General features: G+C 68.8%; 12 protein-coding genes and 1 pseudogene. 2 read left to right on the forward strand and 11 right to left on the reverse strand.

The window, feature by feature from the left end; translation table 11 throughout:
* The 8 genes from LEL84_RS21310 to LEL84_RS21345 are packed head-to-tail and all read right to left on the reverse strand — an operon-like array spanning nt 1 to nt 10,804.
* Nucleotides 1-2,457, reverse strand: coding sequence for a GcvT family protein (locus LEL84_RS21310; RefSeq protein WP_226512726.1), 2,457 nt, complete (start codon nt 2,455-2,457; stop codon nt 1-3).
* Nucleotides 2,458-2,514: 57 nt separating this feature from the next.
* A complete protein-coding gene (purU, locus tag LEL84_RS21315) occupies nt 2,515-3,363 on the reverse strand; it encodes a formyltetrahydrofolate deformylase (RefSeq protein WP_068972041.1) in 849 nt (282 codons plus the stop codon).
* Nucleotides 3,364-3,372: 9 nt separating this feature from the next.
* Complete coding sequence (locus LEL84_RS21320) at nt 3,373-3,972, reverse strand: sarcosine oxidase subunit gamma (RefSeq protein WP_226512727.1); 600 nt, start codon at nt 3,970-3,972, stop codon at nt 3,373-3,375.
* The gene (locus LEL84_RS21325) at nt 3,965-6,802 is read right to left on the reverse strand and encodes a 2Fe-2S iron-sulfur cluster-binding protein (protein WP_226512728.1); all 2,838 of its coding nucleotides are present in this window, start codon (nt 6,800-6,802) and stop codon (nt 3,965-3,967) included. Before LEL84_RS21325 ends, LEL84_RS21320 begins: the two co-directional genes overlap by 8 nt.
* Nucleotides 6,799-7,107 carry a sarcosine oxidase subunit delta gene (locus LEL84_RS21330; protein WP_065630783.1) on the reverse strand — a complete coding sequence of 103 codons (309 nt, stop codon included), beginning with the start codon at nt 7,105-7,107 and terminating at the stop codon, nt 6,799-6,801. Before LEL84_RS21330 ends, LEL84_RS21325 begins: the two co-directional genes overlap by 4 nt.
* 25 nt (nt 7,108-7,132) lie before the next feature.
* Complete coding sequence (locus tag LEL84_RS21335; protein WP_226512729.1) at nt 7,133-8,392, reverse strand: sarcosine oxidase subunit beta family protein; 1,260 nt, start codon at nt 8,390-8,392, stop codon at nt 7,133-7,135.
* A gap of 13 nt (nt 8,393-8,405) precedes the next feature.
* The gene (locus LEL84_RS21340; RefSeq protein WP_226512730.1) at nt 8,406-9,479 is read right to left on the reverse strand and encodes a hybrid-cluster NAD(P)-dependent oxidoreductase; all 1,074 of its coding nucleotides are present in this window, start codon (nt 9,477-9,479) and stop codon (nt 8,406-8,408) included.
* An 8-nt stretch (nt 9,480-9,487) separates the two neighbouring features.
* Nucleotides 9,488-10,804, reverse strand: a complete 1,317-nt coding sequence (locus LEL84_RS21345; RefSeq protein WP_226512731.1) for an aromatic ring-hydroxylating oxygenase subunit alpha — start codon at nt 10,802-10,804, stop codon at nt 9,488-9,490.
* Between the two features lie 370 nt (nt 10,805-11,174).
* On the opposite strand from LEL84_RS21345, the pseudogene LEL84_RS21350 reads away from it, so the two are divergent.
* A pseudogene (locus tag LEL84_RS21350) lies at nt 11,175-11,513 on the forward strand (serine dehydratase beta chain); the annotation flags it as partial.
* 118 nt (nt 11,514-11,631) lie between these two features.
* Nucleotides 11,632-11,808 (forward strand): L-serine ammonia-lyase, iron-sulfur-dependent, subunit alpha, encoded by a 177-nt coding sequence (locus tag LEL84_RS21355; RefSeq protein ID WP_223259019.1) that lies wholly within the window; start codon nt 11,632-11,634, stop codon nt 11,806-11,808.
* Here LEL84_RS21355 and LEL84_RS21360 read toward each other — a convergent pair.
* From LEL84_RS21360 to LEL84_RS21370, 3 genes are read right to left on the reverse strand one after another with little or no spacing between them, the layout of a single operon-like run.
* On the reverse strand, nt 11,805-13,127 hold the full coding sequence (locus tag LEL84_RS21360; protein WP_413466886.1) for a D-arabinono-1,4-lactone oxidase: 1,323 nt from the start codon (nt 13,125-13,127) through the stop codon (nt 11,805-11,807). The two genes, LEL84_RS21355 and LEL84_RS21360, sit on opposite strands and share 4 nt — an antisense overlap.
* Nucleotides 13,124-14,410: an alanine racemase gene (locus LEL84_RS21365; protein WP_226512732.1), complete on the reverse strand. Its 1,287-nt coding sequence runs from the start codon at nt 14,408-14,410 to the stop codon at nt 13,124-13,126. The genes LEL84_RS21360 and LEL84_RS21365 overlap by 4 nt, the downstream gene beginning before the upstream one ends.
* On the reverse strand, nt 14,394-15,017 hold the full coding sequence (locus tag LEL84_RS21370; RefSeq protein ID WP_165630382.1) for a TetR/AcrR family transcriptional regulator: 624 nt from the start codon (nt 15,015-15,017) through the stop codon (nt 14,394-14,396). Before LEL84_RS21370 ends, LEL84_RS21365 begins: the two co-directional genes overlap by 17 nt.
* Nucleotides 15,018-15,209: the final 192 nt, after the last annotated feature.

Genomic DNA, 15,209 nt, shown 5'->3' on the forward strand with positions numbered 1-15,209 from the left:
TCATCTCCGGATCCGGGTCATCTGGGGATCGACCACCGGGTCGGCGATGACGACGGCCGTGTGATGGGTGGTCTGGTAGGCGACGTCGACCGAGGTGTCGTCGGGGAGGTCGGCGGGCAACCAGGCGTAGGCCAGGCACGCGCCGACCGTCGCCGACCACCCGGCGCTGGTGACGTAGCCGACGACCCGGCCGCCCACCGATACCGGCTCCTTGCCCAGGACGACCGCCGCCGGATCGGTGAAACGCAGGGTGCGCAGTGTGATCGGCGCATCACGCTCGGCCAGGGCGGCGCGGCCGAGGAAGTCGTCCGCGGTCTTGCGGATGGCGAAACCGAGCCCGGCAGCAGCGGGCGTGTGCTCGGTGGTCATGTCGGAACCGGCCGCCCGGTAACCCTTCTCGATCCGCAGGCTGTTGAAGGCGATCCGGCCGGCCGCGATGATGCCGTGGGGATCGCCCGCCGCTGCCACCGCGTCCCACAGCGCCGGTCCGCCGGCCGCGGAAGTGTAGATCTCCCAACCGAGTTCGCCCACGTACGAGACACGCATCAGGGTCACCGGGATTCCGGCGACGGTGGTGGTGAGCGCACGGAAGTAGCGGAGGCCGTCGTTGGTGAGGTCGGCCGGCGTGAGCGGTGCCAGCACGTCGCGCGCCAGCGGGCCCCAGAGACCGAGACAGCAGGTGGCCGTGGTGATGTCGCGCAGGACGACCGAGCCGTCCGCCGGGAGGTGCCGGTTGATCCAGTCGAAGTCCAGCGGACCGTTGGCGCCCACCTGGAACACGTCGTCGGCGAGCCGGGCGACGGTCAGATCCGAACGGATGCCGCCCTTCTCGTCGAGCATCAGCGTGTAGGTCACCGAACCGACGGACTTGTCCATCTTGTTGGTGGTGAGGTGTTGAAGAAGGGCGAGCGCACCCGGACCCGACAGCTCGAACCGGGTCAGCGGGGTCATGTCGTACATCGCGACGTGGCTGCGGGTATGCGCCGCCTCGGCGACGGAGACAGGCGACCAGTGCCGGGCCGACCAGCTGTCGCGCTCCGGTACGACGAGCCCGTCGGCGAGCTTCTGATCGAGCAGCGGACGGTTGGCCTCGTACCAGGCGGGCCGCTCCCAGAGTCCGCTCTCCCAGAATTCCGCTCCGAGTTCGGCCTCGCGATCGTGGAAGGGGCTGAGACGCACGTTGCGCGGGGCCTTGCGCTGATCGTGCGGGTGGATGATGTCGTAGACCTCCACGAAGGCCTGCGAACTCGTGGTGAGGATGAAGTCGTCGGTGAGTGCGTCGTCTTCGAAGCGGTACAGGTCGGTCTCGTGGACGTCGACACCGGGAATGCCGTCGATCATCCACTCCGCCATCGTCTTCGCGACGCCCGCCGAGTGGGTCACCCACACGGCCTCGGCGACCCAGAAACCGGCCAGGTCGCGATGTTCGCCCATGACCGAATGGCCGTCGGGGGTGAACGAGAAGATCCCGTTGAAGCCCTCCTCGACCTTGCCGTTGCCGAGTTCGGGTAGAAGGGCCACCGAGCGCTGCCACGCGTCGTCGAAGTCCTCCGGGGTGAACATGAGCTTGGAGGGCATGTCCGCCAACGTGATCGCGGTGTCGTGGTCCAGATCGCCCACGTCCGAGGGCATCGGCCGGTGACCGTAATAGCCGATGCCGATCCGGTCGCCGTGTTCGCGGTAGTACAGGTCGCGGTCCTGGTGGCGCAGGATCGGCAACGTCGCCTCGGCCAAAGCGGAGTTGACGCCCCTGCGAGAGGCGACGGGGGTGGTGATCGCGTATTGATGGGCCATCGGTACCAACGGGATGGTCAGTCCCACCCGGCGGCCGAATTCGCGGCCCCAGAAACCGGTGCAGCACACCACGATGTCGGCGTCGACGACTCCGGTCGAGGTGCGCACCCCGCGCACCTCGCCGTTGGCCTCGACCACGTCGATGACCTCTTGTCCGCCACGGAACTCGGCGCCGCGCGCCATCGCGCGGCGGGCCTGGGCCTCGACCGCGCGCAGCGCTTTCGCGAGGCCGTCGTTCGGCGTGTGCAGCCCGCCGAGGACGGCATCGCGTTCGAGGAGCGGATGCATCGCAGCGCATTCCGCGGGGTCGACGAGTCGGTGTTCGATGCCACGAGCGGCCGCCCACCCGGCCTTGCGATGCAGGTCCTCCCACCGTTCCGGGGTGGTGGCCACTTCCAGTCCGCCCACCGGGTTGAAGCACCAGCCGTCGGGATGAGCGAGCGCGGAGAACTTCTCGATCGTGTAGGAGGCGAGCGCGGTCATCGTCTTGGACGGATTCGTCGCGAAGACGAGGCCCGGCGCATGCGAGGTCGACCCGCCGGTGGCGAAGAGCGGGCCGCGGTCGAGGACGGTGACGTCGGTCCAACCGCGCTCGGTGAGCTCGTCGGCGAGTGAGGTACCGACGATGCCGGCGCCGACGATCACGACTTTCGGTGCAGCCATGGGGAACAATCCTTTTCGGGCAGGTGTGGGGTCTGTAGGAGCCGGGTCCGGGGCCGGTCAGGTGAAGACGACGGTGCTGGTCCCGTTCATCAACACCCGGTACTCGCTGTGCCACCGCACGGCGCGCGACAGGGCCAGCGCCTCGGCGTCGCTGCCGACAGTGGCGAGTCGGCGCGGATCGTGGGTGTGGTCGATGCGGATGACCTCCTGCTCGATGATCGGGCCCTCGTCGAGATCGGGGGTCACGTAGTGCGCGGTGGCGCCGACGTACTTGACTCCGCGCTGGTGCGCCTGGTGATAGGGCTTGGCGCCCTTGAACCCCGGCAGGAACGAGTGATGGATGTTGATCGCCCGGCCACGCAGGGCCGAACAGGTCTCGTCGGAGATGATCTGCATGTACCGGGCGAGGACGACCAGATCGACGTCGTAGGACGACACCAGGTCGAGCATCGCGTTCTCGGCCGCCGGCTTGGTCTCCGGGGAGACCGGTAGATGGTGAAACGGAAGGCCGGCCGATTCGGTCATCGGGGCCAGATCGGCGTGGTTGGAGGCGACGGCGACCAGCTCACCGCCGAGGGTGCCCGAACGCCAGCGGAAGATCAGGTCGTTGAGGCAGTGCCCCAGTCGAGAGACCATCACCAGGATCCGCTGCGGTGTCTGGTCGTTGATCGAGTATTCGGCGCCCAGACCGGTGGCGAGATGATCGAAAGCCGCCGACAGCTGCTGCGAGCCGGACTCGTGGGCGGACGCGAATTCGGTACGTACGAAGAGGGTGTGGGTCATCGGGTCGTCGTACTGCTGATGGTCGAGCACCTCGCAACCGTGGCTGTAGAGGAACGAGCTGATCGCGTGCGTGACGCCGCTGCGCGACGGGCATCGCAGGGTGAGGGTGAATCGATGAGACATGTGGTTCCTCTACGGCAGCGGGGAAGGAGCGGGCACGATGGCGTACTCGGTGGCGGCGTCGACGAGCCACGCGGCGAGGTAGTCGGCGTAGGAGTTGCGGACGAGGAGGGCGAATCCGTCGGGAACGCGATGCACGATCACCGCGGCCTGGGCCAGCAGTGTCTGGGCCACGTCGTCGGGCCCGAAGCTCCTCGGCGACAGATCGATCGCGCAACCGTGGGCGAGGATCGTCTCGGCGTGCGGGCCGCCGACGACGAGGCGGGTGCGCTGGCCGGAGGCATCGGCGACATACGCGCCGCCCTGCGCACGGTCGGCCATCGCCGCGGCGAACTCGTGCGGTGCAATGCCGGCCGCGTAGGCGAGATACTCGTCGGGACCCAGCCAGACGACCGTGGTGTCCCCGTCGCGCGTCATCCGGCAGGCACCGGGCAGGTCGAGCTGCTCCGCCGCGGCGGGTTCGGTCGGTCGGATCACCGTCTGTGCCACCGATGTCGGGCGCAGCAGTACGGCCGGGGCCAGTTCGGCGAACCTCGCCGACCAGTGCTGCAACGGCGAAACCGGTTCGAGGGCGCCGTTGTCCGGCAGAGAATGCACGGTGGTGTCAGCCATCGCGTCGGGCTCCTTCCGCGTCGACGAAAACGGTTGTGGTGATCTCGACTTCGCACAGCGTGTCGCCGATGGGGACATCGAGCCGGCTGCCGATGAGGTCGCGACCGCCCTTCACCAGCGCAAGGGCGAACGGGCGGTCCAGCTCGGCGCTGCGGTAACTCGACGTCACGTGCCCGAGCATCGGCACCGGCGGCGGTGGCAGGGTGCGGTCGACGCGGTGGGAGATGATCTGCGAACCCTCGGGGAGCCGGGTGCTGCCGTCGACCGGCAGCAGTCCGACGAGGTGCTTGCGGTCGGGCGCCGTCGCGGATTCACGCGCGAATGATCGCTTGCCGATGAAGTCCGGCTTCTTCTTCGAGACCGCCCAGCTCATCCCGAGGTCGTGGGGCGTGACGGTGCCGTCGGTGTCCTGGCCGATGATGGGATAGCCCTTCTCGGCGCGCAGGACGTGCATCGTCTCGGTCCCGTAGGGGGTGATGGCGTGCGGTTCACCGGCGTCGATGAGTGCCTGCCACACCGCTTGGGCATAACCGGCCCCGACGTTCACCTCGTAGGCGAGTTCCCCGGAGAAGCTGATCCGCCCGATCCGCACGGGCACGCCGCGAAAGGTGGTGTCCCGCCACGTCATGAACCCGAACGCATCGTTCGAGACGTCCAGATCGGGGAACACGGTGCCCACCACGTCGCGCGAGCGTGGGCCGACCACCGGGAACGTGGCCACCTGGTCGGTCAGCGAGGTCATCCACACCCGGAGGTCCGGCCACTCGGTCTGATGCCATTCCTCCATCCAGTCGAGGACGGCCGCCGCGTTGCCGGTCGTGGTGTACACGGTGTAGCGGTCGTCGGCGATCCGCATCACGGTGCCGTCGTCGAACACCATGCCGTCCGCGCCGCACATGACGCCGTAGCGGACCTTGCCGACCGCGAGGGTGCTCATCATGTTGGTGTAGAGCAGGTCGAGGAAGGCCGGGGCGTCGGGACCGGCGACATCGATCACGCCGAGGGTGGAGCCGTCGAGGATGCCCACTCCCGTTCGCACGGAGGCGCATTCGCGGAGGGCCGCGTCGTGCATGTCCTCGCCGCCACGCGGGTAGTACCGCGGCCGTTTCCACTGGCCGACGTTTTCGAAGACGGCGCCGCGCTCGACGTGCCAGTCGTGGATCGGGGTCCGCCGCACCGGGTCGTACCGGTCGCCGCGATCACGTCCGGCGAGCGCGGCGAAGGTCACCGGGGTGTACGGAGGACGGAAGGTGGTGGTGCCGGCGTCGTTCACGGGGATGCCGAGCATCTCCGCGACGATGCCGGAGGTGACGATGCCCGAGGTCTTGCCCTGGTCGTGCCCGGTGCCGATGGTGGTGTAGCGCTTGACGTGTTCCACCGATCGCATCCCGGCACCCAGCGCCCGGGCGATGTCGGCGACGGTCGCGTCGCGCTGGAGGTCGACGAACGAGAGGGTGTCGTCGTCGGGACTGTCGGGCACGTACCAGCAGACGGCCGGCGCGGCCGGAATCCGCTCGGTGACGCGCGGGATGGCGCGCAACTCCGGTGGCGCCATACCGAGTCCGGCGAGGGTCGCCACCGCGCCGCGTCGACCGTCGGCCAGGCTGTCGCCCAAGGTGGTCGAACCCGCTGCGGCACCGACGATCTCGGTCTTGGACACGGTTCCCGTGGGGAGGAAGGTCGCGGCTCGGTCGTCGAAGGCGATGGTTCCGCGCAGTTGACTCCAGAGGTGCACCGCCGGATTCCAACCGCCACTGACCAGGACGGTGTCGCAGACCAGGGACGAGCCGTCGCTGAGGTCGATCCCGGTGACCGCATCGGTGCCGTGCGCTCGGATCACGGTCGTACCCGCGAGGATCGGGATGCCGCGCCGGCGGGCCTTCTCGCCCAGGTCCGCGCTGACGGCCGGGCGGACGTCGACGACGGCGGGAACCGAGACCCCGGCATCGACGAGCGCGAAGGCCGCGGTGTAGGCGGAATCGCATGCGGTGAAGACCACGGCCGTCCGGCCGACCCGGACGCCGTAGCGGCTGAGGTAGTCACCGCCGGCGCCGGCCAGCATGACCCCGGGCACGTCGTTGCCGGCGAAGACGATCGGTCGCTCGTGGGCGCCGGTGGCGAGAACGAGACGACGAGCCCGGATACGGTGCACCCGTTGCCGGGAGAGGTGTGCGGGGGCGTCGCTGCCGAGGTGGTCGGTGCGGTGCTGGACGGCCAGGACGAAACCGTCGTCGTAGGCACCGAACGCAGTCGTACGGGTCAGGCGCCTGACGTGCGGGTGCGAATCGAGTTCGGCGACGGCTTCGGCCACCCAGCCGACGCCGGGAGTACGGCCACCGGGTTCGCTGCGCTCGTCGACCAGGAGAACGTGGGCTCCGCCACGGGCGCAATTGAGGGCCGCCATCAGGCCCGCGGCGCCCGCACCGACGACGAGCACGTCCGGATGGTGGTGCAGCGAGTCGTATCGGGCGTCGTCGACGGTGCTGCTCAGCTTTCCCCAGCCCGGTACCCCGTGGGCGACGAGGCCGGGACACAGGGCGACGGTGGTGGCCGGCACCATCGGTTCCACGAACGGGGCGTCGATGCCGACCTGCGCGGTGGCGTCCTCGGCCCAGGCTCCGGTGACGCCGCGCGGGCGCCCGAGGTTGACGCTGGTGGTGACCACCCGCACCCCGTTGGCGAGCAGGGCCGACGCGAGGGTGTCGCCCGCGTAGCCGCGGTAGGTGACCCCGTCGAACACGAAGTCGATCGGCGTGCTCCGGTCGATGCGTCCACCGGCTCCGGTCCGGAACGGCTGAGCGGGAGTGGATTTCGGGTCGGTGGTGCTCATCGGGCTGCTCCGGATGCGGGTTCGGTGGGGGATGCGGTGGCGGGCGACCGCGAGGGCACCGTCTCGCCGGTGAAGGCGTGCGTGCGTGTGTCGCGCTCGACGGTGAACCACTGGCGGCACCCGGTGGTGTGGCACCACCGTTCGGTCATCGCCCCCTTGGGATTGGGCCGGAAGAACAAGTAGTGTGCCCACGCGGTGTCGTCGAGGTCGGCGGGTCGCTCGGGATAGGCGACACCGGCCGCGGCACCGTAGTGGAACTCGGTTTCCTCACGGGGCCCGCAGTGCGGGCAGCGGATCATCTGCATCGTGGTGTCCTCGGCGGTGGCTGGTTCAGTGGGCGACGGCGGCCGCGCCGTGCTCGTCGATGAGGCGGCCGGTGACGAACCGGTCGAGGGTGAACGGTGCGTTGACGGCGTGCGGGCTGCCGGTGGCGATCGTGTGCGCCAGCGCCCAACCGACGCCCGGGGTCGCCTTGAATCCGCCGGTGCCCCAACCACAGTTGAGGTAGAGGTTCTCGTACGGGGTGGCACCGACGATGGGTGAGGCGTCGGGGGTGACGTCGACGATCCCGCCCCATGTCCGCAGGAGGCGGGCCCGCCCGAACACCGGGAACAGCTCCACCGCGGCAGCCATCTGACGCTCGATGATGTGGAAGGCGCCGCGCTGCCCGTATCCGTTGTAGGAGTCGACCCCGGCGCCCATCACCAGCTCACCCTTGTGGGCCTGGGACACGTAGACATGCACCGCGTTCGACATCACCACGGTCGGGTGGATGGGCTCGAGGAGTTCGGACACCAGGGCCTGCAGCGGATGACTCTGGATCGGAACCCGGAAACCGAGCTGGTCGGTGAGCGTCGAGGTGTGTCCGGCGGCGCACAGCGCGACGGTGCCCGCAGCGATGCGGCCGCGGGTGGTCTCGACGCCGACCACCCGGTCGCCGTCGGTGACGAACCCGGTGACCTCGCAGTTCTGGATGATGTCGACGCCCGCATCGCTGGCGCTGCGGGCGAAACCCCAGGCGACGTAGTCGTGTTTGGCGATGCCGCCACGGGGTTGAAAGGTCGCGCCCAGCACCGGATAACGGATGTCGGAGGAGGTGTTGACGATCGGGCACACCTCCGCGACCTGCTTGGGATCCAGCCATTCGGCATCGATGCCGTTCAGCCGATTGGCCTCCACCCGCCGGATGCTGTCGCGCACATCCTGTTCGGTGTGGGCGAGGTTGAGTACGCCGCGCTGACTGAAGAGGATGGGGTATCCGAGCTCGTCCTCGAGACCCTCCCACAGCTTCAGCGAGTGCTCGTAGATCCCGGCGCTCTCGTCCCAGAGATAGTTGGATCGGATCAGGGTGGTGTTGCGCGCCATGTTGCCGCCGGCCAGCCAACCCCGTTCCAGGACGGCGACATCGGTGATGCCGTGGACGCGGGCGAGGTAGTGGGCCGTGGCGAGACCGTGGCCGCCGCCTCCCACGATGACGACATCGTAGGAGGACTTGGGTTCGGGTGCGCGCCAGAGGAACTCGGGGTGGTGGGGGAGGTGGGCGCCCGGGGGCGCCGTGCCCGCGGGACGCGGTGTCTTCTGGCTTGTCATCGTCGGGTCTCCCTCAGAAATCGATCACGACCGGGGACAGGGGTTCGGCGCAGCAGAGCAGGATCTTGCCCTGCGCGATCTCTCGTGGCCGGATACCGCCCTGGTGGTTCATGACCACGTCGCCGGAGACCTTGCGGACCTTGCAGGAACCGCACAGGCCCACACCACACGTCGATGGCAGGGTGACGCCCGCTTTGGCGGCGGCGGCGAGGATCGTGGTGCCGGGACCCACGGTGACCCGCCGGGCGCGTCGGGAGAAAGCGACGACCACGCCGGTGTCGGACTCCGACTCGTCATCGGTGGGCAGGCTGAACCCGAAGCTCTCCTCGTGGATCCGAGCGAGAGCCGAGCCGGCCGACACCAGTGCGCCGCGCACCTCGCTGCGAAAACGCCCGGGGCCGCAGAGAAACACCTCGCGGTCACCGAGGTCGGGGCAGACCCGTTCGAGCATCGCGCGGTCGATGCGCCCGCGGTGTCCGGTCCAGTCGGGGAAGTCGCCGGCGGCCATGCGCGTCGCCGCGAACGCGAGTGTCACGTTCGGGTGCCGGCGGGCGAGTTCCTCGAGTTCGTCCCGGAATGGGATGTCGTCGACATTGCGCGCACTGTGCACGAAGGCGATGTCGAGCGGGGACTCGCTGTCGGTGACCGATCGAAGCATGGACATCACCGGCGTGATGCCACTCCCGGCCGAGACGAACAGGTACTTCTCGGCCGGACGAGCGGTGTAGGTGAATCGACCCAGCGGTCCGGAGGCGGTGATCATCATGCCTTCGACCATGTTGTCGTGCAACCAGTTCGAGACGTGACCACCGGCCACGCGTTTCACCGAGATCGACAGGCCCCCCGGCCGGGTCGGGGGTGAGGAGATGCTGTAGCAGCGCTGGACGGGCCGGCCGTCGATCTCCACGGTCATCGCCAGGAACTGACCGGGGGCGAAGACGAAGGTCCGGTGGTCGTCCGGGTCGCCGGCCGGATCCCCGGCAGCGGAGCGCGACGGCGACCCGCCCGCGACCCGGAAGGTGAACGTCGCCATGTCCCGGGTGGTGTCGGTGCGGGACACGCACTGGAGGAAGATGTTGTCGGCCATGGTCGCTCTCAGGCTCCCGCCGCGTCGAAAGGGCCGTCGGCGGCCGGGATGTCGAGTCGGCGGCGCAGCATCGTGACATACCAGTTGACGAAGGCCTCGACCTGGATCTCCGACGTACTGTAAGGGCCGGGAACGTAAGCGGGATCGCTGATGCCGCTGTGCGCGAGCGCAACGAGGTCGGCGTCCTGCTGATTCGTCTTCTCCCAGACCCCGGTGAGCTGGTCGAGGTCATAGTCGACGCCCTCCACGGCGTCACGATGGACGAGCCAGGTGGTGCGCACCAGGGTCTGATCGGCGGAGACCGGGATGACCGCGAAGAGCACGGCGTGGTCGCTCGTCACGTGCAGCCACATGTTGGGCTGCAGGTGCATCGACAGCCGGCCGAGTCGCGCGTCGGGGATGTCGGTGAGGAGGCGGCCGCAGGCCGCGGAGCCGTCGAGGGTGAACGACTCGCCGGCGAGGTCGAGTGCGTCGCGCTCGATGTGGAACCCTGTTGCGCGCGTGTCGAGTTCTACGACCCGGGTGTGGGGTAGGCCATGCCGGTCCCAGATCTCGGTCTGTTCCGCGGTGGCGCGGTGGAACCGGTCGAACGCCGGCGCCAACCGGCTGGGGATGGCGTCGGTGTCGCTGTATCCCCAGGTCGGGAAGAACACGTTGAGGAGTTCCGGATGGCCACCGCAGTGGTAGCACTCGCGGTTGTTCTCCATCGTCAGTTTCCAGTTGCCGTCTTCGACGATGTCGACCTGTTTGGCCACCTTGGCCTCGGCGAGACGGTGTGGCGTCAGATAGGGCTCGACGACGGCGGCGACCTCGTCGATGTCGGCCGGCGGGTCGTCGGCCAGGCAGATGAACACCAGGCCGCCGATCGTGCGGACATGTACCGAGCGCAGCGAGTAACAGGACTTGTCGAAGCCGGGCGCCTGGTCATCGGCGAACTCGAGGCGCCCGTCCATCCCGTAGGTCCACGAGTGGTAGGTGCACACCAGGGTCCCGGTCGATCCGCTGGGCTCGGTGAGCAGGCGGGCCCCTCGATGCCGACACACGTTGTGGTGGGCCCGGACCCGGCCGTCGTCGTCTCGGACGACGATGACCGACCGGGTCGAGAAGGTGATGGTGACATAGTCACCGGGATCGGTGATCTCGGCTTCGGTGGCCACGAAAATCCATGACCGAGAGAAGATCTCGTTGACATCGAGGTCGAAGAACTCCCGGCTCACATAGAACTCCGCCGGCAGGCTCTCGCCTGCGCGGCGGTCGGCGATCAGAGCGCGGGTGCCGGTTTCCGGTGCCCTGGTGGCGGCATGCGCGACGAATGGTGCAGTCATCAGCAGTGCGGGCCTCTCTGCACGGTCGGTGACGGATCTGTCGGGATGGCGGTTACATCGAGATCAACTGCATTGCAGTCGATCTCGAGACAGTCGGACGGAACGTGGATTCGGCCGGGCCAAGCTGGGGGACTGTTGATTTGTTGCGTCATACGCAACGATGCGCATGCTATGCAACAAGTGTGCGTCTCGGGTCTTGCGGTGTCAAGCGGGACGTGCGACCGTTTCTCCACGAGCCACACAGGCGTCGAGGGACCGTCGAGAGCCAGGCTCGGCCGCTCTACCCGACAGGGGTCGCATCATGACCGTCTGCGTCTTCGAACTGTTCTCCGTCGGCGTCGGACCGTCGAGTTCGCACACCGTCGGGCCGATGCGTGCCGCCCAGCGATTCGTGGCCGGCCTGGCGCGGACGGGAGACCTCCTCGAGGTGACGCGTCTCGAGGTCGACCTCTACGGATCACTGGCCGCCACCGGAGCGGGACACGGCACGCTGACCGCGGTGCTGCTGGGTCTGGAGGGCCACGAGCCCGAGAGCATCAGCTCCGAGACGAAGGCGGCGCGGATCGCCGACATGGAACGCACCGGGCGAATTCGACTCGGCGGGCTGGTCGAGTTGCCGTTCAGCGCGAACGACATCGGTTGCCATCCGCGGGTCATCCGTCCGCGGCACCCGAACGCGATGGAACTGCGGGCATCCACCCGGGGCGGTGCGCGACTGCCTGCTGAACGGTATTACTCGGTCGGCGGCGGTTTCGTCGTGACCGACGACGAGTCCGACAATCCGTCGGTCGGTACGGACGTACCATTCGGCTACGGCTCCCGACGACGTGACCGTCCGGTTCCTGTTGGCCGCGGGTGCGATCGGCGGGCTCATCAAATCGGGGGCGTCGATCTCGGGTGCCGACGTGGGTTGCCAGGGCGAGGTGGGTTCCGCGGCGGCGATGGCCGCCGGTGCACTGGCCGAGATCCGCTCAGCGTGGTGGAGTGCTGAAGCCGGGCGCTAGTCGCCCAGCACCCGCCGCAGGTAGTCGTTGGCGAACACGCGGGACGGGTCGTATCGGTCCCGGACGGAACGGAATTCGTCGAACCGTGGATAGACGCCGCGTAGATACTCGGCGTCGCGGGTGTGCATCTTGCCCCAGTGGGGCCGGCCGCCGAGACCGGTGAGGATGGCTTCGACGTCGGCGAAGTAGGCATCGGAGTCGGCGGGATCGTCGCGGTGATAACGGTGTACGGCGATGTAGCCGCTGGTGCGTCCGGAGGCGGTGGAGAGCATGAGGTCATCGGCCGCGGCGGCGCGGACCTCGATGGGGAAGCTGACGAGGTGGTCGCGCCGGTCGAGGAGGGCGCGGACCTCGCGCAGCGCCTCCGGCACGGCCTCGAGGTCGACGGCGTACTCCATCTCGCGGAACCGGACGTCGCGGTCGGAGACGAAGACCCCGGTGGAGGAGTCGGTGAACTCTCGTGCGGAGAGCGCGCGACCGGTGACCCCGTTGATCGTCGGCACCAATCGCGGCGCGCGCGCACCGATCTCGCACAGCAGACGAAGGGCCTTGTTGCTCAACAGTTCGTCGTCGATGTAGCGCTTGACGCGCGACGGCCCGGTGACCGGGGCGTCGGGACCGACCCGCGTGTTCGTCTTCACCAGAGCGCAATTGGTGTGCGGGAACAGGTAGAACTCGTGGTGGTCGGTGGTCGCGACGCGCTCGTGGAAGGCGGCGATCGCCGCATCGGCCGTCTCGGGACCCTCGACCGCGTGCAGCCGGAACTCGTCGACACAGTCGATGGTCAGTTCCACAACGACCCCGAGCGCGCCGAGGCCGAGTGCGACGGCCTGCATGTCGGCGTCGTCGGCGGTCACGGTGACGATCTCGCCGGAGCCGGTGACGATGGTCGCGCCGACGATCTGGGTGCTGATGCCGCCGAAGGCGAGCCCGGTGCCGTGGGTTCCGGTCGAGGTGGCGCCGGCGATCGTCTGACGATCGACGTCGCCGAGATTGGTCATCGCGAGTCCGAAAGGTGCCAGGATCCCCGGGATCTCGTGCAGGTGCGTGCCGGCGCGCACGGTCACTCGATGGCCGTCGACCGCGACCAGACCACGCAGGCGCGACAGGTCGAGTTGAACGTCGTCGGCCACGGCGATGGGGGAGAAGCTGTGTCCCGCGCCGACGGTCTTCACCGTGCCGCCGCGCGCGGCCGTCTCCCGGACGATGTCGGCGATCTCGGCGGCACTCGCCGGGTGCCGCACCCGGTTCGGCGTGCAGGCCGCGGTGCCGCCCCAGTTGCGCCAGCCGGGCGCCGAACGCTCAGCGGTCCTGCTCACAGGAAGCACCTGCCCTCTCCTCGGTAGGTCGGTACGACCTCATCGACCACCGCGTGCCCGGCGTCGTCGCGGCCGATGATCGCGACCTCGCGCGCTCGTTCGCACACCTCGCCGGACTTGGTGTGCCGGAACCACACCCGACTCCCGACGTCGATCTCGTCCGCGACCGCACCTCGCAGCGGGGTCTGCACCTCGCCGGCGGCCTCGGTACCGACGTAGGTGAGTCCGTGCGGCCACACGGGTGTGGGCAACCGGTCGGCAGCGGGCGGGCCGGACGCGATCCAACCGCCGCCCGCGCAGGTCACGACGCCGGGCGCCGGGCGGCGGACGACGTCGAGACCGAAGGACAGCGCGGGGGCGGGACGGAACCGCGCGTACCCGTCGAACAGGTGGCCGCCGAACAGGCCGCTGCCCGCGGCGATGTCGGTGACCGAGCGGTCGCGCGCGGTCTCCTCGAGGGAACCGGTGCCGCCTCCGTTGACGAACTCCAGGTCGGCGATCCGGCGCACGTCGTCGATCACCTTGCCGCGGCGACGGCGCAACTCGGCCATCGAACGTCGTTGCATCGCGCGAATCGCCCGGTTGGCCAACGCCTTACCGGGCGCCGCATCGGCCACCCCGGCCACCTGTGCCTCGTAGGACATGACCCCGACGAGATCGAAGCCGGCCCGTGCCACGATGATCCGTGCCAGCTCCAGTGCGTCACGACGGGAGTGCACCGGCGAGCGGCGAACCCCGATGTGCACCCGCCCGCCCAGTAGACGGTACGACGCGTCGAGGTCGATCGCGACGCGGATCGGCGGCCGGGCGGACGGAGGCACGACGGCGTCGATGAGGTCGAGTTGGTCGACGGAATCGACGAGCACGCTCACCCGACGGGTCGCGACCTCGTCGGCGGCCAAGGCCGCCAGTGCATCCCGCCGCACACTGGGGTATCCCATCAGCACGTCGTCGATCCCCGAGGTCGTGGCGAGCCAGTGTGCCTCGGCGACGTCGTAGGCGAGCACCCCCGCGAAACCGGCGCGCGCGGTGATGTCGTCGATGACCGAGCGGACACGGACGGATTTCGTGGCCAGGCGGATCGGGACACCCGCCGACCGACGCGTGAGATCGGCGACGTTGTGCTCCAGGGCGGCCCGGTCGAGTGCGAGGACCGGTGCGTCGAGTCCCGCGGCGGCGACCGCTTGATCAATTGCCGCCCAATAGGATTCGGGATCACTCAGCCACGGCGCGGGCGTCGGCGTCACCGGTGCCGCGTCGGGCGCCTCACCCGAAGCTGACATGGGTCATGAGCTGATCGGTGATCGAGCGGATGATCGCGTCGACGACCTTGTCGTCGGCGGTGCTGAGGTAGACGAGCGTGATCGAGTTCGTCGCCGCGATGATCAGCGGACCGAGGTCCTCGACCGGCGTCATCCATTCCATGGGCGTCAGGTCGGCCATCGACTGCAGTCCGGCCGAGGCCACCCGGTAGAGCTGCTCGTACATGTGTTTGCCGACCTGCTGCAGCTCCGGGTGATTGTGCGCGTAGATGCCGAGTGCGATGGTCGCCTGCATCCGGCCGGGATCGGCTTTGAGCAGGTCGTAGAACGCGTGGAACTGGCTCACCATGCTCGACCGCATCGTCTCCACGCCCGGCTCGGGTCCGTAGTCGGCGGCGGGCAGCACCGCGTGCAGCATGCGCTCGATGTCGGTGGGGACCGCCGTCTCCATGACCGCACACAACAGTGCGGTGCGACTCTCGAAGGCATAGTGGAAACTTGCGAGCGGCATGCCGGCGTGGGCGCAGATGCGACGCGTGGTCGCGCCCTCGACCCCATGGTCGGCGATCACACGGTACGCCGATTCGAGAAGCGCGCTTCGACGTTGGTCGACGGACATCCGTGCCACTGCGGTATCTTCCTGACCACATGCGCCGGCGCATGCTCGGGTGGACAATACGCCGCAGCCTATCAGTGCCGGTGAGGCGCATAATGCCGTTCACCCGGAAGAAATCGCAGATCACACCGGCGACGGTCGGGAGGCGTGCGCCGCACGGCGCGACCGCCGTCTGCCCGGGGTGACGCCACCGAACGCACTACT

It is taken from the genome of Gordonia sp. WA4-43 (assembly GCF_020520305.1).
Classification (GTDB): Bacteria; Actinomycetota; Actinomycetes; order Mycobacteriales; family Mycobacteriaceae; genus Gordonia; species Gordonia hongkongensis.

Coding starts and splice junctions, on each gene's coding strand:
- LEL84_RS21310 (WP_226512726.1), bottom strand. CDS start 2,457: ATGGCTGCACCGAAAGTCGTGATCGTCGGCGCCGGCATCGTCGGTACC.
- purU (WP_068972041.1), bottom strand. CDS start 3,363: ATGTCTCATCGATTCACCCTCACCCTGCGATGCCCGTCGCGCAGCGGC.
- LEL84_RS21320 (WP_226512727.1), bottom strand. CDS start 3,972: ATGGCTGACACCACCGTGCATTCTCTGCCGGACAACGGCGCCCTCGAA.
- LEL84_RS21325 (WP_226512728.1), bottom strand. CDS start 6,802: ATGAGCACCACCGACCCGAAATCCACTCCCGCTCAGCCGTTCCGGACC.
- LEL84_RS21330 (WP_065630783.1), bottom strand. CDS start 7,107: ATGCAGATGATCCGCTGCCCGCACTGCGGGCCCCGTGAGGAAACCGAG.
- LEL84_RS21335 (WP_226512729.1), bottom strand. CDS start 8,392: ATGACAAGCCAGAAGACACCGCGTCCCGCGGGCACGGCGCCCCCGGGC.
- LEL84_RS21340 (WP_226512730.1), bottom strand. CDS start 9,479: ATGGCCGACAACATCTTCCTCCAGTGCGTGTCCCGCACCGACACCACC.
- LEL84_RS21345 (WP_226512731.1), bottom strand. CDS start 10,804: ATGACTGCACCATTCGTCGCGCATGCCGCCACCAGGGCACCGGAAACC.
- LEL84_RS21365 (WP_226512732.1), bottom strand. CDS start 14,410: ATGTCAGCTTCGGGTGAGGCGCCCGACGCGGCACCGGTGACGCCGACG.